Source organism: Nocardia sp. FBN12 (assembly GCF_054031145.1).
This window is the reverse complement of record NZ_CM132926.1, coordinates 124878-146400: the sequence shown is the minus strand read 5'-3', so window position 1 is coordinate 146400 and position 21523 is coordinate 124878. Positions and strand designations below refer to the sequence as shown.

Below are 21523 nucleotides of genomic sequence, written 5' to 3'. Positions count from 1 at the left end.
CCTATAAACTGTGTTTATTACATAAACAGTTTCTCGATCGGAGCGAACTCATGACACCCGACCAACCGCCCGCCCTCTCGATCCGTCGATTGCACAAAGCCTTCGGTGCGCACGTCGTCCTGGACGACCTCGACTTGGACGTTCGCGCGGGGACCGTCTTCGCCCTGCTCGGGCCCAATGGCGCGGGCAAGACCACCCTGGTCCGCATCCTGGCCACCCTCTCCAAGCCCGATCGCGGCGACGTAGAACTCTTCGAACACGACCTGGCGAAAGCCCCCGATACGATCCGGCGGCTGATCGGCGTCACCGGCCAGAACTCCTCCGTCGACGGCGTCCTCACCGGCACCGAGAACCTGCGCCTCACCGGCAGGCTGCTGCACCTCGGCAAGGATGAGACCCGGCGACGCGGCGACGAACTCCTCGCCCGTTTCGACCTCGTCGACGCCGCTGACAAGCCGGTCGCCTCCTACTCGGGCGGCATGCGGCGCAGGCTCGACCTCGCGATGAGCCTGATGGGCAAGCCGCGCATGGTCTTCCTCGACGAGCCGACCACCGGCCTGGACCCACGGAGCAGGCGCGATCTGTGGTCCGCCATCAGGGAATTGGCGGCCGAGGGGACCACGATCCTGCTCACCACGCAGTACCTGGAGGAGGCCGATCAGCTCGCCGACCGGATCGCCGTGCTCGACGGCGGCCGGATCGTCGCCGACGGCACCCCGGCCGAACTCAAACGCCTGGTGCCGGGCGGACACATCCAGTTCCGCTTCACCGACCGTGGACTGCTGACCGCCGCGACACGTGCGCTCGACACGGCCGCGGGCGCCCATCCCGACCCCGACCAACTGACCTTGCAGGTGCCGTCCGACGGCAGCGCCATCGAGATCAAGCGGCTACTCGACCGTTTCGCCGAGCTCGATATCGCGATCGAGCAGTTGACCGTCCATACTCCTGACCTCGACGACGTGTTCTTCGCGTTGACCGGTCAGCCTGGCCGAACCGAGGTCGCGGCATGAACGCCACTCGTACCCTGCAGGATTCGGCCACGATGCTGGACCGCAATATCCGCCACACCCTGCGCAGTCCCGACAGCATGATCATGACGGTGGTGCTGCCGGTAATGATCCTGCTGATGTTCGTGTTCGTCTTCGGCGGCGCCATGGACGTGGGTCCCGGCGCCTACATCGACTACGTGGTACCCGGAATCATCCTGCTGTGTGCGAGTTTCGGCTCGTCCACGACAGCGATCGCGCTGTCCATCGACGTGGCCGAGGGCATCATCGACCGGTTCCGCACCATGGCCATCGCCCGGTCCGCGGTGCTCACCGGGCATGTCGCCGAGAGCGTGCTCCGCAACCTGATCACCTCGGCGATCGTGATCGGGGTGGCGGTAGTGCTCGGTTTCCGGCCGACCACCGATCCGCTGCGCTGGCTCGGCGTATTCGGCGTGCTCGCGATGTTCGTGTTCGCGCTGTCCTGGTTGGCCGCCGCGCTTGGCTTGGTCGCACGGAGTCCGGAGGCGGCCAACGGTTTCACGTTCGTGTTCATGTTCCTGCCGTATGTGAGTTCGGCGTTCGTGCCGACTTCGTCGATGCCGACGTGGCTGCACTGGTACGCCGAGAATCAGCCGGTGACCCCGGTGATCGAAACGTTGCGTGGGTTGCTGATGGGCACGCCGATCGGGAACAGCTGGATACTCGCGGTGCTGTGGTGTGCGGGCATCGGGCTCGTCGGCTACATCGCGGCGGGGACGCTGTTCCGGCGGCAGTCCAGCGTCTGAGAACGACGAAGGGGCAGCGCGTACGCTGCCCCTTCGTTGTTCAGCCGATCAGTCGGCGGACGCCGTGTGCGGGCCGTCCGGCACGGGCGCCTGCGCGGGCTGCATCCCGAGCGGAATACCGGTGCCGGGCAGGGTCGGCGCGGCGGCCGGAATCTGCGGAACCGCGGGCACAGCGGGTTCGAGCGGGAGCGGATCCTCCTGTGGTGCGTCGCCGTACAGCTGGGTCGGGTAGTCGAGGGGGAACTCACCCGGGTTCACCAGTTGCGGATTCGGCGACATCGTCTCGTACGGCGCGAGGGTCGACTCCTCGGCCGGGCTCACCTGCAACCCGCTGCCCGAGCCGACACCGCCACTCGAGCCGGTCTCGACCGAGGCGGCTTCATGTGTCTGGGGGGCTTGCGGAATCATCGGCGCCGACGCGACACCGGGCTCCGACGACACGGCGGTGTTGTCGACCGCGGGCGGGCCACTGTTCATCACCGCATACGAACCACCCGCGACGAGCCCGCCGGCGAGGACACTCGCCGCCGCGGCGACCATCGCGGTCCCCCGCTTGGACCGGGTGCCGACCGAGATCGGCACCACGACCGTGTCGCCGAGCGCGACCAGCGCGGCACCGGCGGCGGGCGCGAACGGCGCCAACCGGCAGGGCAGCACGGGCACCCCGAATCCGGCGACCGCGTCGCGCACGGCGGGCGCGTCCGCCGACGAACCGATCAGCACCACCGCACCGGGCTTCACCGACGCCGCCTCGAACTGGTCCCACGCCGCCGACACCCCCGCGCGCAAGGCATCAGGTGTCGGCGCGCCGGTTTGCGAGTAGGCGGCGAGAACGCGGTGGCGACCCGGGTCGATCAGCGTCATCGCCTGGTGGCCGGGCACTGCCTCGTAGACCAGCAGATTGTCGAATTCGTCGAGCCAGGTCATCGCACCGGCCACGAACAGGTGTGCCGACTTCGCCGAAACCAGCGAGGCGGTACCCCATTCGGTCTCCGCCAGGCGGGTGACGATCGCGCGTCGCTCATTCGCGTCGCGGTAACTCACTGCCACCCCGGCGATCTCGTGCTCGTCGTCGAGTTCGGCGGCTATCGCGTCCAGCGCGGAGTGCACCGCGGCCGCCATTTCGGCCTTTCCGTCGCCACCGGCACGGACGGTGCGCCGCAGCAGCATCCGATCCGTGAGGGTGACGCCCGAGTCCGCGAACGCCACCGCGTGCACGGCTCCCCGCTCGGTGCTGACGCCGAGGGTTACCACAGATCCTGCTGCCACAAGTCTTGCCCTTCCCCTGTGCGAAACGGTGCGGGACGGGACCGCACAGGGTCCGTCTCTTCGCGGTAGGTCTGGTGCGGCGTGAGCTGTCCAGCCGCGAATAAGCATGCAGATAGACGCACACTTATCTGATGATTCGTCACCGGTCAGGGCGTGGATGGGTCGGGATATGAGCCAGTTGTTGACACGCTGTCGACAGAGTCGTATCGCGGATGTGTGTATACCGCTAGCCTGGATGGGTGGAAGTACACGCGCAGGCCCGGTCACCGCAGAGCCGTCCGGACCCTGCGCTGGAGTTGCAGGACGACCCGCAGGAGTTGATGCCGCGCAAGCGGCCGACCCAGGAGCGCAGCAAGCGCAAATTCGACGCGCTGCTGGCCTCCTCGCGTGAACTGCTGACCGAGGTGGGATTCGAATCGTTCACCTGTGAAGAGGTCGCGCAACGCGCCGAGGTGCCGATCGGCACGCTGTACCAGTTCTTCGCCAACAAGTACGTGATCGTCTGCGAGCTCAATCGGCAAGACCTTGTTGCGGTTTCCCGTGAGCTGGCCGACTTCCACGGTGAAGTGCCCTCGCTGGACTGGTTGCGGCATATGAACCAGTTCGTCGACCACATGGCGAACCTGTGGACCACCGACCCGTCGCGGCGCGAGGTGTGGTTGGCGATGCAGTCGACCCCCTCCACCCGGGCGACGGGCGCGCTGCACGAGAAGGAATTCGCCGCGGTGGTCTCGCAGATGCTGCGGCCGCTGACACCGCGCACGCCGCGTGCCCGGCGCACGATGATGGCCGAGGTGCTGGTGCACGTCGTGTACTCGATGCTGAACTTCTCGGTGCAGGAAGATCAATCGAACACCGACGCCGTCGCCGAACTCAAGCGGCTGATGGTGGCGTACTTGCTTGTCGCGGAAAAAGAATCGCGAACCGCCGAAGAGCAGTAGCGGTTCGCGATTCCTCAGTTCCGGCCGTCGATCAGATCGGCCAGTTCACCCGGGTCTTCCAGCACCACCATCGCCGCGGCGGTGTCACCGTCGTGGGTCAGCGACAGGTGTACTCGCGCCCGGGGCAGGAATTCCGCGGCGAGGCCGTGCAATTTGATGCTTGGCCTGCCCCAGGCGTCATTGACCACTTCGATCAGTGGATACGGGTTGTCGCCGATCTGGGGACTGCGGGCGAAGCGAGACGATGCCCAGGCTTTGAGCACCGCCTCCTTCGCGGCCCAGCGTGCGGCGAAGCTGCGGGCCGGGTCGGTTTGCTTGCTCTGGCAGTAGCGACGTTCACCAGCGGTGAATGTCTCCCTGAGCATGGTCGACCCGGGCCGTTGCAGCTGTTCGGAGAACTCGGAGATGGTCACCAAGTCCAAGCCGATACCGAGAATCGTCACAAAGCGGCAGCCTACGACGCTTCGGTCGGCTGCGGGGCGATTTGCCCGGTGCCGCAACCCCATCCGCTCGCGCTGTAGACACCGTCGCTGTCGAGACGAGCCTGCGGCGAGAGCAGCATGTCGGCCTCGAGCTGACGGATCTGCTTGGCCGGCGTGCCATCGGCGCCCAGTCGACGATCGGCCGGCTTCTCGTACAGTGCCGACCCGCCGCACATGGCCTCGGCGAACCGCTGCCTGCCCGCGAGCTGACGCGTCTGCGCCCGCTCCTGGTACTCCGCCCGCGCGGCCGGTTCGATCGCGGCGAGGAACGCCTGCGGGTGAACCACCGCGAGCAGCCCGGATACGTGACCGAAGCCGAGCGAGGTCACCAGACCCGCCTTCAGGGCGAACTTCTCGCCGAAGCGCAGCGGCTCACGCGCCCACACCAAGTGCGGGTAGCCCGCCATCTTCTCGTCGACACAATCCAGGCTCCGGTTCGGCGGCACCACACCGTTTTCCAGCACCTGGCACAGGCCGATCAGCTGGAACGCCGCCGCGCCACCCTTGGCGTGGCCGGTGAGGCTCTTCTGCGATACCACGAACAGCGGTGCGCCCTCGGTGCGACCCAGCGCGCCCGCCAGCCGCTCGTGCAGCTCCGACTCGTTGGGATCGTTGGCCGCGGTGGAGGTGTCGTGCTTGGAGATCACCGCGATGTCGTCGGGGGTCACGCCGAGCTTGCGCAGCTCGGCCGCCAGTCGTGACTCACTGCCGCCTCGCCCCGCACCCAGCGCACCGAGACCCGGCGCCGGGATGGAGGTGTGCACGCCGTCGGCGAAGGACTGGGCGAAGGCGACGACGCCGAGCACCGGCAGCCCCATCTCCACGGCCACGTCACCGCGGGCCAGCAGCACGGTGCCGCCACCCTGCGATTCGACGAACCCGCCGCGGCGACGATCGTTGGCGCGGGAGAAGTAGCGGTCGCTGATTCCCTTGGCGCGCATGCTCGCCGAGTCAGCGGTGGCCGACATGTCACCGAAGCCGACGATGCCCTCGATACCCAGGTCGTCGAAGCCACCGGCGACCACGACCTCGGCCTTGCCGAGCCGGATCTTGTCGACGCCCTCCTCGACGGATACCGCCGCCGTGGCGCAGGCCGCGACCGGGTGCACCATGGCGCCGTAGCTGCCGACGTAGGACTGCACCACGTGCGCCAGGGCGACGTTGGGCAGTGCTTCCTGCAGGATGTCGTTCGGGCGCGGTTCGCCGAGCAGGTTGTCGACGTAGAGCGAGCGCATCGAGGACATGCCGCCCATGCCGGTGCCCTGGGTGTTGGCCACCAGACTCGGGTGCACCCAGCTCATCAGCTCGTCGGGGCTGAAGCCCGCGCCGACGAACGCGTCGACGGTGCAGACGATGTTCCACAGCGCGACCCGGTCGATCGAGGCGGCCATGTCGGCCGAGACGCCCCAGATGGTGGGATCCCAGCCGGTCGGGATCTGGCCGCCGACCACCCGGGAAAGCTTCGCCTTGCGCGGCACCCGGATCTCGGTGCCCGCCTTGCGAGTCACGGTCCAGTCGCCGGAGCCCTCGACCGGGGTGATCACCGTGTGCTCGGGATCGGCGGTGGCGAAGGCGCGTGCCTCGGCCTCGTTGGCGACGGTGAACGACAGATCCTGATCGAGGAACACCGAGGTGAGCAGCGGAGCCGCGTTGTCGAGCATGGCGCCGTCGTCTTCGTAGCGACGCACACCGCAGCGTTCGACGACGGTGTCGTGGTAGCGCTCCGCGACATCGGCTTCCGGCACGAAGTCGCCGGATTCGGTGTCGTACCAGCCGGGCTTGGGTTCGTTCTCCCAGCGGATCAGGCCGGTGGTCCAGGCCAGTTCGAGCACGCCGGCGGCCGACAGTTTGTCTTCGACCTCCATCTCGAAGCGGGTGCGCGAGGAGCCGTACGGGCCGAGCTCACCCGCACCGACGATGACGACCATGTCGCTCAGTTCCGCGGTCACCGGAGCCCAATCCGGCACGGGCAGTGCCGAACTCAGTGTGGGCGGGGCGGGCAGCGCGGCGATCGTCGCGGCGGTGGCGGCTTCTTCGATCTTCTCGGCAGCGGCCTCCTGCGCCTGCTTGGCGAGCGCGGGCAGGTCGAGCTTGGCGCGCGCCAGACCGCCGGTGAGGTCGATCTGCTGCGGGCCGGTGATCGTCACCTGACGGGCACGCGAGGTGCACCACTTGAGCAGTTCGTCGGCCATCTCGGCGGTCGACCAGGTGTGCACGCCCGCCTTCTCGACGGCCTCGACCATGGGGTCGTTGTGGCCCATCAGCCCGGTGCCGCGCACCCAGCCGATCAGCGCGTGCACCAGGGTGACGCGTTCGGCCCAGGACTTCTCGGCCTTCCACTTCAACACCACCGCGTCGAGGGCGGCCTTGGATTCGCCGTAGGCGCCGTCGCCGCCGAAGAGGCCGCGGTTGGGCGAACCGGGCAGCACCACATGCAGTTTCGCGTCCACGTCGTGGTCGGCGCCGAGGGCGGACAGGCCGCCGATCAGCCGTTCCACCGACCACAGCAGCACGCGCATTTCCATTTCGGCGCGGGCGCCCGCGTCGGCGAGGTCACCGGCGACGCGCGGAGCCGCGAAGGGCAGCAGCATCGTCGGGGTCATCGCGTCCTTGACCTTGATCTTGGCGCCGCCCGCGTTGTCGACCTGTTCGGTGCCGACCCACTCGATCAGCGCGTCGAGGTCCTGGTAGGAGGCCATATTGGCCGGGACCACCCACAGCGCCGCCCCGTGGCGGGCGTTGTCGCGGTAGAGCGAGCGGTAGAACCTCAGCCGCTCGTCGTTGAGGCCCGAGGTGGTGACCACCACGGTCGCGCCGCCGGAGAGGAGCTTGCCGGTGACCGCTGCCGCGATGGAGCCCTTACTGGCACCGGTGATCACGGCGAGGTCATCGGACCACAGGCCCGGCTCGGTGGTGTCGAGCGCGGTCTTCGCGATCTGCGCGTACACCCCGGCCAGCACCGAACGGGCCTCGTGCATGGCCCGCTGCCGCCACCAGTTCGCCTGGGCGGCAACAGCTTCACCGGCACCGGCGAAACCGTCGATCGACTGCTGCGCGGTGGTGGCGTCGTCGCCGAGCCACATCTTCGCGAGGTCTTCACGGGCGGTGGCCCACCGGTCGTCGATGAGTACGGCCTTGCGAGCATCGAACGCGGGTGCCACCAAACGTGGCCAGTCCGAACCCAATTCGGCCGAGACGAGGTCCGCGAGAGTGTCCGGAGTCGCCTCGGGTGCGCTGATCTTGTCGCTGAGGCCGAGCTGTTCGAGCACGACCCGGGCCGCGGTGGCGAGCACACCGTCGCGTCCGGTGATCTGCTCGGTGAACTCGCCGAGGGCCGCCGCGTCGACGGTGCCGCCTGCCGCGCCACCCGCCGAGGGCATCGAGACCGCGACGCCGCGCCGCGCCGCCACGGCCTGCACGGCCGCGTCGATGGCGGCGTCGACCGAGGCCGCGTCGCTGAGCGCACCGCCGACGAGACCACCGAGGTCGCCGCCGCGCACACTGGCACCTTCGCGGGTGCCGAGCGAGACCTCCGCGGTGACGTGGCTGGCCCAGCCGTCGCCGAGTTCCCAGACCTTCTTGACCCGGTCGCCGATGGCGGCGGGGCGCTTGCCCGAGGGGCCGAAGACCTTGCGCAGGTGGTCGCCGATGGCATCGGTGAGCACGGTGCCGAAGGGCTTGTACGTGCGAGCCAGACGTTCGACGGTGGCGGCGAGTGCGCCCATGTCGGCGTCGGCCGCACCGTCGATGGCACCGAGGGAGAGTTCGGCGCCGAGGTCGACGAGCAGTTGGTTGCGTCGCGAGGAGACGCCGTCGCAGAGGCCCTCGATGGTGTCGACCGGGCCGATCTGGTCCATGCGCAGCTTGGTCCACAGCGCGATGAGCACGCGGGTGGCGTCGGCGGCGCTGAAGGCGATGTCGTCGGGGCGCGGGCCGCCGGTCGCAACCGGAGCGGCGGCGGCGACGGGGGCTGCCGTCGGGGCGGCCTGGGTCTCGACCGGGGTCTCGTCGATGTCGTCGTCGACGGGGGCCGGATCGGTGTCGGTGGAGTAGACGACCGCCGCGTCACGTTCGACGTTGACGACCTCTACGGTCGCCCCGCCGAACGCGGGCAGCTTCAGCGTCTGCGAGGCCAGGTTCGCCACGGTCGGGGTGGCACCGAGGCCGATCTCGACGAACCGCTCGACGCCGAGGCCGCCGTGCGCGGTGTCGGTGAACAGCAGGTCCTGGGTCTCGATCCAGCGCACCGGGCTGGCGAACTGCCAGGCCAGCAGCTCGATCAGCACCACGCGGCACAGTTCGGCATCGCGCTGCGCCCAGCTGTCGAAGTCGGCCAGTACGGCCACCAGGGGCTCCGACGGCACGAGTTCGGCGATCTCGGTGAGGAATTCGCGATCCAGCGAGAAGGGACGCGGCACCAGATTCGGGATGTAGCGTCCGACCAGGACTTCCGGGTGCACCTCGGCGGGCAGCAGCTGCTCGAGCTTGTGCCGGAACTCCGGCACACCGTCGCGCAGCACCGAGGAGTGGAACGGTACGTCGATGCCGGGCACCAGGATGAAGGCACGCTTGCCACCGAATTCGGCACGGCGGCGGTCGATTTCGGTCTCGAGTGCCTCGAGCCCGGCGACCGTGCCCGCGATGGCGTACTGGGAGCCGCGCAGGTTCAGGTTCACCACCTCGAGGAATTCGCCGGTGGCCGCACCGATGCCGTTGACGAAGTCGATCACCTCGGCGTCGGGCAGCCCGATCTGCGACGGGCGGATGGCGGCCATCCGGTAGTCGCTGCGGCCCTGCGCATCACGCGGCACCAGCTCGTGCATGGCCGAGCCACGCTGGAACACCACCTCGAGCACGGCCTCCAGGGGCAGCACACCGGCGACGGCGGCGAGCGCGTTGTACTCACCGACCGAGTGACCGGCCAGCATCGCGCCTTCGACGAACGCGCCCGCTTCCCGCAGCTCGGCGACCTGGGCGACACCGAGGGTGGCCATGGCGACCTGGGTGAACTGGGTCAGGTGCAGCACACCGTCCGGGTGCCGGTGTTCGACACCGCGCGCCTTGAGGTAGGTCGGGTTGTCGCGCACCACCGCCAGGATCGAGAAACCGAGGGCTTCGCGGGTGTGCGCGTCGGCACGCTCCCACACCCGCTTGGCCGCCTTCGAGCGGGTCAGCGCGTCCAGACCCATCCCCTTGCGCTGGATGCCCTGGCCCGGGAAGGCGTACACGGTCTTCGGGGCGGCGGTGCGCCCGGTCGCGGTCATGACCAGGTCACCGTCGACGCGGCAGGAGACCTCGACGATCTCGGCGCCCGCGTCCACCGCGATCCGCTCCACCCGCACGTCCACGGTCGCGCCGGGGCGCACCATGCCGAGGAACCGGGTGGTCCATGCCGTGAGAGTGCGTGCGGGAACGGAACTTTCGGGATCCACCGCGACCACCGCGTGCTGAGCGGCGGCGGAGAGCCACATGCCGTGCACGATCGGGCTGCCGAGGCCGGCCAGCTTGGCGGCGGCGTCGGAGGTGTGGATCGGGTTGTGGTCGCCGGAGACCGCGGCGAAGGCGTGCATGGCGCGCGGGGCGGCCATCCGCACGTCACGACGACGGCGGCGCGGGGTGTCGGTGGCGGTGTCGGACACCGCACCGGCCGCGCGCGGCGGATCGGTGAGCTCGCCCGCGCCGTTGCGGCCGCGGATGGCGAAGCGTTCGACGAGGCGGGCGAGCGGGGTCGCGTCGAGGCCCTGATCGAGGATCAGGCCGACGTGCACGACCACCTCGACCACCCGGCCCATGTCGGTGTCGACTACGGCACCACCCTCGGCACGGACAACGAGAATGCTTGTCTCGGAGGGCAGTTCGCTCAGCAGGTCGATCTGGTGATCGAGGTGGACCAGGTCGAGCATGCCCTCGATGACGGAACCGCCGACCGGGGTGCGGGCCGCGCCGAGTACCGCGAACACCGCGGGCCAGCAGGCGCCGACGAGCACGTCGGGTGCGGTGCGACCGAGGGTGCTGAGGGTGTCGGGCAGGCCCGAGCCGGTAACGCCGGCATGGTCGGCGATCAGATCCGGCATCCACGCCAGATTGAGGTGTGCCACACCGGCTTTCACCTCGGGCAGCGACTTCCCGGCGGCCACGCCGAGCAGCGCCGACATGGCGGTTTCGGCGTCGGCCTCGGTGATCACCGGCGCGCCACCGGAGTACACACTCGCGGGCACGGTGATGCGGATCCGCACGGAGTCGCGGGCCAGCGGCACCGTCAGCTCCACGTAGCTGAATTCGCTTTCGGGACCAGTGGTTTCGGTCAGGGTGGCGCCGGTGCCGTGATGCACCGCACTCCCCTGCTCGAAGGTCCACTCCGAGATGTCACCGAGGCGGTGCACGGGGTTGACGGTGGTGCGACCGGCCCACTGCACGTCGGGGGCGGCGAGCACGGTGTCGATCGGTCCCGCCACCACGCCTGCCACGCGACGCGAGTCGACTGCCTCGGGGACGACACCGGCCCGGACCAGGCTGTACGCGGTGTCCTGTTCGAAGCGGTCGAGCAGTTCGCCGACCGGCTCGTCCACGCGGGTGATGCCGGCGACGGCGACGGTGCCGGGAATGACGCACACCTGATCGGCCGAGTAGCGCGGGTCATGGGCCTGCCACAGCGAATCCGAACGCCACCAGCGCCGCACGTCGGCGTCGACGACGGGAACGAAGTTCACCGGCTTGCCCGGTGTCTTGCACAGGGAGACGAAGAACGGCACGTCGGCCGGGTGCAGCACGGTGTCGGCGACACTCGGGTACTGCTTCTTCAGCGCGCAGAGTGCCTGCACCGGGTGTTCGAAGGCGTCGTCGTCGGCGAAGAGGGTTTCGATCTCGCCGCTGTCGGCCGGGTTGAGCCGGGATTCGGTGCGGCGCATCATCTCCGCGAAGCGGTCACGCCAGGTGATGTCGAGCCAGTCCGAGCGGGTGGCGTCGCGGATCGCGTCACCGATGTCGCTGCCGCAATCGAACGAGATCGGGACATCGCTCGAAACGGCCAGGGACACATAGCGTTCCAGCCACTGCTGGTAGGTCATCGTGGCGACATCGCCGAAGTAGGGTTTGGCGGTGGCGTCGAGCGCCGCGATGATCTCGGCGCGACGGCTCGCCACGGCGTCGGCATCGCCGGCGACCTCGTCGAGCAGGCGGCCGGTGCGCGAGGCGGCATTGTCGATCTCGTGGATGTCTGCGCCCAATTGGCTGCGCCCGGAGGCCATTCCACCGCTCGCGGTGCCCGCACCGACCCAGTCGGGGGTGCCGGGTGTGTCGACGAGCAGCTGCTTCACTTCGGGGGCGGTGGTGGCCTCCAGGGTCGCCATGGCCGCGGTGCCGACGAGCACGCCGTCCAGCGGCATCAGCGGGTAGCCGTGGACCGTGGACCAGGTGCCGGTGAGGTAGTCGGTGGCGCGCTCGGGGGTGCCGATGCCGCCACCGACGCAGATCACCACGTTGGCGTGGCCGCGCAGCTGGGCGTAGGTGGCCAGCAGCAGGTCGTCGAGGTCTTCCCAGGAGTGGTGCCCGCCTGCCTTGCCGCCTTCGATGTGCATGATCACCGGGTAGTCCGGGACGGCGTCGGCGATGCGCAGGACGGCCTTGATCTGGGCGACAGTGCCCGGCTTGAACGCGACGTGGCTGATGCCCGCCTCGGACAGCTCATCGATCAGCGCCGCGGCGTCATCGAGTTCGGGGATGCCCGCGGTGACGATCACGCCGTCGATCGGCGCACCCGCCGCCCGCGCCTTCTGCACCAGGCGCTTGCCGCCGAGCTGCAGCTTCCACAGGTAGGGATCGAGGAACAGCGAGTTGAACTGCACCGCGCGACCCGGCTGCAGCAGCTGACGCAGCTCGGTCATCCGGTCGGCGAAGATCTGCTCGGTGACCTGTCCGCCACCGGCCAGCTCGGCCCAGTGGCCCGCATTGGCCGCGGCCGCGACGATCTTCGCGTCGACAGTGGTCGGGGTCATGCCCGCGAGGAGGATCGGCGAGCGGCCGGTGAGCTTGGTGAACGCGGTCTCGACGACGATGCGGCCGTTGGGCAGACGCACCGGCTTCGGCGCGAACGCCGACCACGGCGTCGACGGCTCGGGTGCGGCGCCGGGGGTGACCAGGCTGCGCTGACCGGCGCGGGTGGCGGCGGCGATCACGCCGACACCGGTGCCCTTGAGCGAGCCGCCGGTCACCCGCGAGAGCAGGTCGCCGGGGCCGAGATCGAGGATCCACTGCGCGCCCGCGTCGACCACGGCGTCGACGGTGGCGACCCAGTCGATCGGGTCGACGAGCACCTGCTGAGTCAGGGCGGCGGCGAGGTCGGCGTCGAGCTCGCACTGGCGGGCCCAGCCCGCGACCAGGTCGACGGTCTCGGCCAGCGCCGGGTGGTGGAAGGCGACGTCGACGGTGATGTCCTCGAACACGGGCGCGAACACCGCGCCACCGCGGGCCTTGCTCTCACGCTCACGGGTCTGCTCGTCGTGCAGCTGCGCGCAACGCGTGCGCACTCGATCGATCTGCGCGGGCGCACCCGAGAGGACGACGCGCCTGCGTCCGTTGCGAATCGACACCACCGCGGCGATCGCGGGATCGACTCCCTCGGCGACCTCGGTGACGATCGCCCGCAACTGCTCCGGATCCACGTTCGACACCGCGACCATCGGCGAGCGCTCGCCCACCGGCATCAGTCCACGCCTGCGCGCCACGAGCCCCGCAGCGGCGCCGACGAGCTGGGCGATGGCAAGCAGCTCCGCGTCACGCGTGCCGCCCGCTTCGACCGCCGCCGCGGCGAACAGACCCTGCGAATGTCCGATGATCGCGACGGGCGCGTGCTCGGCCGGGTCGAGACCCTGCAGCCGCAGCGCCCTCGTCGCGGCGAGCTGCGCCAACAGCACGCCGGGCATGGAGACTGCCACCGAGCGCAGCACCGAGTCCGCGGGCGCCGACGACGGCTCCTCCGGCTCGTCGAGCTCGCTCTCGAGCACCCAGCCCATCGGGTCGAAGCCACCGGGGCGCACCACCAGCAGCTGGGTCGCGACCGGCTCGATCAGCACGGCCGCCTCATTGACCAGCGCGGTCAGCTCGGGCTCGAGCGCGCTGTCGCGCCCGATCTCCTCGAGCTCACGCAGCCACTGCGCACCCTGTCCGCCGAACGCCAACGCGTATCCCGCCCCGGTTCGCAGCTGCTCCAGCAGCGCCGCCCGGGCACCCCTCGCCGAGCCACGACCGTTGGTCTTCGTGGTCGCTTCCGTGCCGATTGCGGTGCTCTCGTTGATCGTCAAGACGCTCGACTTCCTTCTCCTGGCGTGTCGCCCACCGACGGCACGCACACGTTTCCGGCAGCCCCTCGGGCCTGTTGAGAGCCACAATCGCACAAAATCATGAGGAAAGCCTCACGTTTCCAGCCCAGCCGAGCCCTACTCCCGAGTATTTCCGTACGTACGTACCAAAACCTTCTGAAACATGACCCGCCCTCATGTTTGAACCCGCAGGTCCAACCCGTTACCCCAAGTCTCAAACATGAGTGCCCCTCATATTGAGGTTTATCGAATCGTTATAATCCCAGGTAGTGTTACCCACGAGTACGCCACGCCGCCCCAACGCTTCGCACAGCCCGATTCGCCCGGTAGAGTTTGGACGGTCGTACACATCCAAGCGCGAGTGGCGAAATTGGCAGACGCGCCAGATTTAGGTTCTGGTGTCCACGGACGTGGGGGTTCAAGTCCCCCCTCGCGCACAGATTCCTGGCTTTCGGGCCAGATCGGGGCTCCGGCGCCGGCGTGGTGATCGTCGGCGATCGAGCCACTCGTCCCGCCCCAGACCTCAGTCGCATGCGCGCGTATGCCGTGTTTGCTTCCCTGCTCACGTGCCTGCGTCGTGGTCGCGGCCGCCACGGAGCCAGCGAACCAACTCCGTAGAACGAGAGTGAATCCCTCAACGGACCTGGCTGGAGGGGCGCCGGTCAAGGACACCCCGCGAGAGCTCCTATGGGACTGCAACGGCGGAGACCAGCGTCGATGCCCACTGAATCACTTGTCTCAAAGTGACATGATGAAAGCAACCATGTCACTGAATTGCCTATAGAGTGACATGGTGGACCTCAGTATGTTCCTAAGCAGCGAATCTGGATCACTCGTCGACATCTGGGGCACAGATCCGGTCTTCGGCGATTGGAAGCACAAAGCGTTCGTCGCGGCACCACTCCCCGATGTCATGCCTGAGCTGAGCGTTCCCACCATTCTCGCAACGACCGCAGCGCGAGCGGCTCTGGCGGCACTCGACAGCACAGCCGCCCAGCTACCGAACCCGCAACTTCTCCGGCTTCCGACACTGCGTCGCGAAGCGCAGAGTACCTCTGCGCTGGAGGGAACCTACGCGCCGCTGGCCGAGGTGCTGACCGCCGACGAAGAGGCTCCGGCGACTGCCGAACTAACGGAAATCCTCAACTACGTACGCATGGCCAACTACGCGTTCTCCTGGATCTCCGACGACCGCCCAGTGACCACATCCCTGCTCAGCAGCCTGCAAGGCATCCTGATGCGAGCAACTTCGCTGGAGTCGGAGTCCGGCCGGCTCCGCGACCGGCAGGTCGTGATCGGTCGCAGAGCCGACGCGACCCCCGGGATGGCACCAGTGCACGCCGCTCGGTTCATTCCACCACCGCCCGATGACACCTTGAGTATCGGTGTCCAGGACCTCGTCGACTGGATCCGCAGAGACCACTCCGCCACGATCGATCCGGTCGTCGCGGCAGCGATGTCGCACTACCAGTTCGAGGCACTCCATCCCTTTCGCGACGGCAACGGCCGACTCGGTCGGCTATTGATCGTCATGCACCTCCAGCTCACCCAGGTACTGACCGAGCCGACGCTCACTGTCTCACCATGGTTCGAGGCGAGGCGCGACGATTACTACAACCGACTCCTCGCGGTCAGCACTCGAGGCGACTGGGACAGCTACATCCGATTCTTCGCTCAAGGTCTGCGAGAGGCCGCGGAATCGACTCGGCGCCAGATGATCGCCCTCGTCAAGGTCCAGGGCGAGTTGAAAGAAGTCGTGCGAAGATCGGCATTGCGCGCCGATAGCGCGCACACGTTGATCGATCTCGCCATCGCGAACCCGTCATTCACCGTGCGCCAAGTCGAGACCGAGCTCAAAATCTCGTACGGCCGAGCGAACAAGCTCGTCGGCCAGCTCATCGACCTGGGGATACTCCGAGTCGCGAACCCGAACACCTACAAGCGCCGCATCTATGCACCCCGCGTCCTCCAGGTGCTTACGCAGACGATTCCTTGAGGTCGGCCCATTGGCTTTTGGTCGTGGAGTTTGGTGTCGGTTGGTCGCGAATCTCGGCATCACTTGGGCGGCCTGCAGCCAGATTCTGGTCGCGAAATTGAACACCGCTCCGCCAGCGAGTCGGCCGAGCGGTGTTGTTGGTGTCGCGGCGCCATGAGCGGTGTTGTCGGTGGCCCGCCGTGCCGTTCAAGCGTGAGCTAGTTCACCTAGCCTCCACGCCAAGAATCACGATGTAGACCGACATCCGCAGGAACCCTTGATGACTTAGTCTCCGTTCAGGATGTGCCACCGCGTCGGGACAGCATGTCAGGTGTCTTGCTTAGCTAACTGATCGAAATGCGTCGATGGGGACGAACGAGTTGCCGCCCAGATTCGGCTCGCATCGTAGTAGTGATCCAGTCCTACCAGGTCGATCTCACGTTCAGACAAGCCTACATTTACACAATTCCGTCGAGCTTCTTCGAACCCGATACTGGATCTGGGTAATTCAAACGGATACGTTCGATTCGCGACTTCTCCGACATTCCGCATAGTCACTGGGTCTAGCTCGCACGCATGGTACAGATCATCGACAGGCTCGATGATAGTTGCGAGATCACAGAGAATACCGGCGAGATCATCCATAGAAATGACAGATATCTGACTCCCGCCGTCGTCGATCCATGCACCCAGACGGGTCAATATCGATGCCACACCGGGCAGAAACCATCGGTCACCCTTGCCGTACACAAAGCCGGGACGTACGACAATCCCACCGGCCCTGCGGATAATATGTTCGGCGGCCAGGCGGCTCTTGCTAACATGAGTTACGGGATTCGGAACAACTTCATTCTCTACAACTCCTCGATGCGGTCCGATTCCGTATACGCCGACTGTGCTGACATAGATGATTCTCGATATACCATATTGTGCAGCTACAGCCGCAACGTTCTCGGCGCCAATTCGATTGACAGCATCGGACTCTGCTGGAGCCCGTCCAGTATAAGAGGCTGCGTGAATGATCACATCCGCTTCGGATAGCGCACCGCGCAGACTGTCCTGATCACATATGTCTGCTGTTTCATAAAACGTCATATTCTTCGATATCGGCCTATTGCGAGCGACACCATAGTGCCGCAAACCGCGCAAGGACAATGCGCGCATTGTCGCGGAACCCACCATTCCGGTTGCACCAAGAACGGCTATTACGGGCACTCTACCGACTGCGCCGCCCCGTGGACCGACCGGCACTGATACTGTCATATCGATTTCACCGCTGTTTTCTCACGAGCACGAAGGGAGGTCGCATGGTTCAGCAAGACCGCGCTCTCGCAACGCGCCAGCAGATCGTCCGTGGCGCGGCCTCGACCTTTGACACCGAAGGCTTCGCCGGTGCCAGTATGGGCATGATCGTTGAGCAATCCGGAACGACCAGAGGTGCACTGCACTTTCATTTCCGCACAAAAGAGGAACTTGCTAGAGCAGTTATAGAAGAGCAGCATTGTCGGTCTATCGCAGCCGTCGAAAACATCGATCGATGCAACTCTCCCGCGGTCGAGCAGATCGTGATGCTGTGCCACGAGATGGCACGCCAGATCGTCACTGACCCGATCGTCCGGGCCGGCATTCGCCTCACCCTCGAGTTGACATCCGCAAGAGGCCCGGTTGACCCCTACCGGAGCTGGATCGAGGCATGCGAGATGCTCGTCGAACGTGCCCGCAACCAGGGCGACATTCTCGACAGCGTCTCGTCGCAATCTCTCTCGCGCTTCGTGATCTCGGCATTCACCGGCGTTCAACTGGTTTCGCTGGTGCTGACCGGCCGCGAGGATCTCGAACTGCGTGTTGACGACATGTGGTCGCTGCTTTTGCCAGGCATCATGCCCGCGTCTCGGTGCACGAAGATCGACCGTATTCGCGCAGCCCGTTGGTACCCCCATCCGTGAACCACGCAGAGTCGTGGTCACGTCCGAGACTCAGCGAATGAGACGTAGCCGACTGCGACCTCAGCGCTCTCCTGCCGGAAGACGACACGCGCAGTTGACACCTTGCCACTACTGTCAGTGCAGGCTGCGACGGTCACTGGCCGGTCCAGCTCTGCGTACTTCCGGAATGTGGCTCCGAGACCGACGACGGTAGCCCGATTCTGCGTCAGAACCCGGCCTGCCTGGCATATCGCCTCCAGCAGCAGCGCACCAGGCACATGATCTGATGGATGATCGAACAACACCGGATGGGCATCGTCGACCCGCAGTTCCCATTCCGACGGCCCGATCCTGGGGCCGAGTACGACGTTACTCGGGAGCAATTCAGCAGTCGCCGGTACTGCACAAGGTTGTCCGCAGATCGGAGCGCCCACATCGTCGGGTCGCCGGTGTCGCCACCGGAGGCGCTTGTATACTTCGGGCGGCAGAATCTGCGCCGCACCATTGCCGAACCCGATTCTCGAGCCGCCGATGCGGAACTCTAGTTCGATCCGGAATCGTGCTAGTTGCCCATCGCGGTAATGCAGTCCAGACATTCTGACGTCTACAGAGACCTCGGCTGCGTGGTCGTCGACACGGACACCGAACGGTAACCCTTGGACATCGATCTCGCTCATTACGAAACAGTGATCGAGCGGTACATCGTAGCATCGGTGTGCCAGATAGATCGCGGCCTGCCTGAGCGTCTCCGCATAGAAAAGGATATTGTACGAACCGTCGGTCGGCCTATAGAGTTCGTGCGCTCGTGGCCATTGCGCACCGACAGCGAATTCATGCTCAGACAATCGCAGATGGTCTGTCAGGAATACCTCCGCTACCGACTGCCGATGCACGTATACTCGCGATACGGTCGAGTCGAACTTCAGCACTTTACGCTGAGCAGCTAAACCTGTTGTCATTTGAAGTTGCCCCCTGCAAAGACATTTGCAACATTTGTTCCGCCTTCAACGATAACAGATCGGAAACAGTACCGCATTCGCTAGGGAGATAGCAGGAAATTTGAGTTGTTCATCTTATCGCAATATATCCCGGGGCACAAGAAGGATGACCCTCCTGATTTGTACCGTCGCGCTGGTTCCGCACCCGCATTACCCTGCGCGAGCCGCGTTCGGGATCCGCTACCTCCGGCTTGCGAGATTCAGATTGTCAAGAATTTCACAGGTCGCCGTGGCTTGGTTGAGGGTGCAGAAGTGCAACGCTGGCACGCCCTCTCGAATGAGCCGTTCGCACAGCAGCGAGGCTATCTCGACGCCAACTGCACGCACGGCGTCGACGTCCTCGCTCGGTCCAGTGCCCGCAGCTCGTTGCAGGTCAGCGAGCATCGCGGCCGGGATAACAGCCCCAGACAACTCGGCCATCCGTGCAACACTTCGAACCGAGATGATTGGCATGATCCCCGGAATGATCGGTTTGGCGCCCTGCTCAGGATCGGCTGCTGAGACACGGTCCCGAAGCCGTAGGTAATCGTCGGCGATGAAGAACATCTGGGTGATCGAGTAGTCGGCGCCTGCGCGTAGTTTCCGTACGAGGTTTTCGGTGTCCTCGGCTAGCCCGCCTGCGCGGTGATGACCTTCAGGGAACGCTGCGACACCAACATGGAAGTCGCCGCACTCATCGACCAGGTGGACTAATTCTTCCGCGTACTCGAGGCCATCCGGGTGTTTATGCCAGTCCCCCAAAGGGTCTCCAGGCGGGTCACCACGCAGCGCAAGGATGTTGCGAACACCACCCTCGGCATGTGCGCCGATAACTGCCCTCAGGTCTGCGACACTATGGCCAACCGCAGTCAGGTGAGCGACAGGCAACAGTGTTGTCCCCTGCGCAATCTCGCCTGCGATTCGCGCCGTGTGCTCCCGTGTTGACCCGCCTGCTCCGTACGTGACGGACACAAACGCAGGGTCCAGGCGCTCGAAGGTGCGCACCGTCCGCCACAGGCGAGCCTCGGCCGCAGAGTCCCGCGGCGGCAGAAACTCGACCGAAAACGGCGTCTTACCAGTACTGCTCAGCCGAAGCCGCTGCGCCACAGTAGCTTCGGCATTGTCTATGGGCGGAATGAATGCGGTCATCTCGCGGCTCCGTGTCCGGTTCGATCAGCGGGCTGACATTCTGGGTCGCTCAACAGGTGTGCCTGATGGAGCGTCGGGTCCGTAATTGGTCGCTGCCGAAGCGATCGTGGCCGGGTGCGGTACACAGCCAAATGCTTCAACTGAACAGGTCAGCGATGGTCTCGACCGAGACCATCGCTTGCCTACGCTGCTTTCCGAGCCCCTGAAATCGGGCTCGGCTGACAACGGCGGGATCTCAGTAGCGGTAGTGGTCGGGCTTGTACGGGCCTTCCACGTCCACGTTGATGTACTCGGCCTGATCCTTGGTGAGCTTGGTCAGCGTGCCACCGAGGGCCTCGACGTGGATCTTGGCGACCTTCTCGTCGAGGTGCTTGGGCAGGCGGTAGACCTCGTTGTCGTACTCCTGCGGCTTGGTCCACAGCTCGACCTGCGCGATCACCTGGTTGGAGAAACTGTTCGACATCACGAACGACGGGTGGCCGGTCGCGTTGCCGAGGTTGAGCAGACGACCCTCCGACAGCAGGATGATCGCCTTGCCCGAATCGAAGGTCCACTCGTCGACCTGCGGCTTGATGTTGATCCGGGTCGCGCCCGAACGCTCCAGCGCCGCGATATCGATCTCGTTGTCGAAGTGGCCGATATTGCCCAGGATCGAGTGATCCTTCATCGCCTTCATGTGCTCGAGGGTGATGATGTCCTTGTTGCCGGTCGAGGTGATGACGATGTCGGCATCGCCGATCGCCTGCTCGACGGTGACCACGTCGTAGCCGTCCATCAGCGCCTGCAGCGCGTTGATCGGGTCGATCTCGGTGACCTGCACGCGCGCGCCCTGGCCCGCGAGCGACTCCGCGCAACCCTTACCGACGTCACCGTAACCGCAGATCAGCACCTTCTTGCCACCGATGAGCACATCGGTGCCACGGTTGATGCCGTCGATGAGCGAGTGGCGGGTGCCGTACTTGTTGTCGAACTTGGACTTGGTGACCGAGTCGTTGACGTTGATCGCCGGGAACACCAGCTCACCCGCGGCGGCGAACTGGTACAGGCGCAGCACGCCGGTGGTGGTCTCCTCGGTGACACCCTTGACCGACTCGGCGATGGTGCTCCACTTGGTCTTGTCGGCCTCGATGCTCTCGCGCAGCAGGTCGAGGAACACCGTGTACTCGGCGGAGTGGTCGGCGTCGGCGGGCGGAACCACACCGGCCTTCTCGAACTGCGCACCGCGCAGCACGAGCATGGTCGCGTCGCCGCCGTCGTCGAGGATCATGTTGGCCGGGGCGCCGGGCCAGGTCAGCATCTGCTCGGCGGCCCACCAGTACTCTTCGAGCGTCTCGCCCTTCCAGGCGAAGACCGGGATGCCTTTGGGCTCGTCGACGGTGCCGTTCGGGCCGACCACGATGGCGGCGGCGGCGTGGTCCTGGGTGGAGAAGATGTTGCAGGAGGCCCAGCGCACGTCGGCGCCCAGCGCTACGAGGGTTTCGATCAGGACGGCGGTCTGGACCGTCATGTGCAGCGATCCGGAGATTCGCGCGCCCTTCAGCGGCTGAACGTCGTGGTATTCACGACGCAGTGCCATCAGGCCCGGCATCTCGTGCTCGGCGAGGCGGATCTCCTTACGGCCGAATTCGGCCAGCGAGAGGTCTGCCACCTTGAAGTCGATGCCGTTGCGGACGTCAGGAGTGAGTGATGTGTCCAGTGCGATCGTCATTTG

At 66.2% G+C, this 21523-nt stretch carries 12 protein-coding genes and 1 tRNA gene; 6 read left to right on the top strand and 7 right to left on the bottom strand.

Annotated features, from left to right (window positions below):
* The first annotated feature begins 50 nt into the window (after window positions 1-50).
* Entirely contained in the window at window positions 51-1013 is a 963-nt protein-coding gene (locus ACWZHB_RS00695) for an ATP-binding cassette domain-containing protein (RefSeq protein ID WP_427905994.1), read from the top strand.
* Window positions 1010-1777: an ABC transporter permease gene (locus tag ACWZHB_RS00690; protein ID WP_427905993.1), complete on the top strand. Its 768-nt coding sequence runs from the start codon at window positions 1010-1012 to the stop codon at window positions 1775-1777. Before ACWZHB_RS00695 ends, ACWZHB_RS00690 begins: the two co-directional genes overlap by 4 nt.
* Before the next feature lie 48 nt (window positions 1778-1825).
* On the opposite strand, the gene ACWZHB_RS00685 is transcribed toward ACWZHB_RS00690, so the two are convergent.
* A complete protein-coding gene (locus ACWZHB_RS00685) occupies window positions 1826-3046 on the bottom strand; it encodes a hypothetical protein (protein ID WP_427905992.1) in 1221 nt (406 codons plus the stop codon).
* A 320-nt stretch (window positions 3047-3366) separates the two neighbouring features.
* On the opposite strand from ACWZHB_RS00685, the gene ACWZHB_RS00680 reads away from it, so the two are divergent.
* Window positions 3367-3987: a TetR family transcriptional regulator gene (locus ACWZHB_RS00680; protein ID WP_427909044.1), complete on the top strand. Its 621-nt coding sequence runs from the start codon at window positions 3367-3369 to the stop codon at window positions 3985-3987.
* Between the two features lie 14 nt (window positions 3988-4001).
* On the opposite strand, the gene acpS is transcribed toward ACWZHB_RS00680, so the two are convergent.
* The gene (gene acpS / locus ACWZHB_RS00675; protein WP_427905991.1) at window positions 4002-4430 is read right to left on the bottom strand and encodes a holo-ACP synthase AcpS; all 429 of its coding nucleotides are present in this window, start codon (window positions 4428-4430) and stop codon (window positions 4002-4004) included.
* Between the two features lie 11 nt (window positions 4431-4441).
* Window positions 4442-13768, bottom strand: coding sequence for a fatty acid synthase subunit beta domain-containing protein (locus tag ACWZHB_RS00670; RefSeq protein WP_427905990.1), 9327 nt, complete (start codon window positions 13766-13768; stop codon window positions 4442-4444).
* A 373-nt stretch (window positions 13769-14141) separates the two neighbouring features.
* Here ACWZHB_RS00670 and ACWZHB_RS00665 point away from each other — a divergent pair.
* Window positions 14142-14223, top strand: a tRNA-Leu gene (locus ACWZHB_RS00665).
* Window positions 14224-14591: 368 nt separating this feature from the next.
* Complete coding sequence (locus tag ACWZHB_RS00660) at window positions 14592-15782, top strand: Fic family protein (RefSeq protein ID WP_427905989.1); 1191 nt, start codon at window positions 14592-14594, stop codon at window positions 15780-15782.
* Window positions 15783-16088: 306 nt separating this feature from the next.
* Here ACWZHB_RS00660 and ACWZHB_RS00655 read toward each other — a convergent pair whose 3' ends face one another.
* Window positions 16089-17024: an NAD-dependent epimerase/dehydratase family protein gene (locus ACWZHB_RS00655; protein ID WP_427905988.1), complete on the bottom strand. Its 936-nt coding sequence runs from the start codon at window positions 17022-17024 to the stop codon at window positions 16089-16091.
* A gap of 44 nt (window positions 17025-17068) precedes the next feature.
* Between ACWZHB_RS00655 and ACWZHB_RS00650 the strand changes: the two genes are divergently transcribed.
* Window positions 17069-17707: a ScbR family autoregulator-binding transcription factor gene (locus ACWZHB_RS00650; RefSeq protein WP_427905987.1), complete on the top strand. Its 639-nt coding sequence runs from the start codon at window positions 17069-17071 to the stop codon at window positions 17705-17707.
* A gap of 17 nt (window positions 17708-17724) precedes the next feature.
* Here ACWZHB_RS00650 and ACWZHB_RS00645 read toward each other — a convergent pair whose 3' ends face one another.
* From ACWZHB_RS00645 to ahcY, 3 genes are all read right to left on the bottom strand, one after another.
* Window positions 17725-18645, bottom strand: coding sequence for a ScbA/BarX family gamma-butyrolactone biosynthesis protein (locus ACWZHB_RS00645; protein WP_427905986.1), 921 nt, complete (start codon window positions 18643-18645; stop codon window positions 17725-17727).
* 219 nt (window positions 18646-18864) lie between these two features.
* Window positions 18865-19812: a methylenetetrahydrofolate reductase [NAD(P)H] gene (metF, locus tag ACWZHB_RS00640; RefSeq protein WP_427905985.1), complete on the bottom strand. Its 948-nt coding sequence runs from the start codon at window positions 19810-19812 to the stop codon at window positions 18865-18867.
* A gap of 235 nt (window positions 19813-20047) precedes the next feature.
* A complete protein-coding gene (gene ahcY, locus ACWZHB_RS00635) occupies window positions 20048-21520 on the bottom strand; it encodes an adenosylhomocysteinase (protein ID WP_427905984.1) in 1473 nt (490 codons plus the stop codon).
* Window positions 21521-21523 lie beyond the last annotated feature (3 nt).

What these genes read in the sequence shown, in the direction of transcription:
- ACWZHB_RS00695 (WP_427905994.1), top strand. Translation starts at nt 51, where the DNA reads ATGACACCCGACCAACCGCCCGCCCTCTCGATCCGTCGATTGCACAAA.
- ACWZHB_RS00645 (WP_427905986.1), bottom strand. Translation starts at nt 18,645, where the DNA reads ATGACAACAGGTTTAGCTGCTCAGCGTAAAGTGCTGAAGTTCGACTCG.
- ACWZHB_RS00660 (WP_427905989.1), top strand. Translation starts at nt 14,592, where the DNA reads ATGTTCCTAAGCAGCGAATCTGGATCACTCGTCGACATCTGGGGCACA.
- ACWZHB_RS00650 (WP_427905987.1), top strand. Translation starts at nt 17,069, where the DNA reads ATGGTTCAGCAAGACCGCGCTCTCGCAACGCGCCAGCAGATCGTCCGT.
- ACWZHB_RS00690 (WP_427905993.1), top strand. Translation starts at nt 1,010, where the DNA reads ATGAACGCCACTCGTACCCTGCAGGATTCGGCCACGATGCTGGACCGC.
- ACWZHB_RS00680 (WP_427909044.1), top strand. Translation starts at nt 3,367, where the DNA reads ATGCCGCGCAAGCGGCCGACCCAGGAGCGCAGCAAGCGCAAATTCGAC.
- ahcY (WP_427905984.1), bottom strand. Translation starts at nt 21,520, where the DNA reads ATGACGATCGCACTGGACACATCACTCACTCCTGACGTCCGCAACGGC.
- ACWZHB_RS00655 (WP_427905988.1), bottom strand. Translation starts at nt 17,024, where the DNA reads ATGACAGTATCAGTGCCGGTCGGTCCACGGGGCGGCGCAGTCGGTAGA.
- metF (WP_427905985.1), bottom strand. Translation starts at nt 19,812, where the DNA reads ATGACCGCATTCATTCCGCCCATAGACAATGCCGAAGCTACTGTGGCG.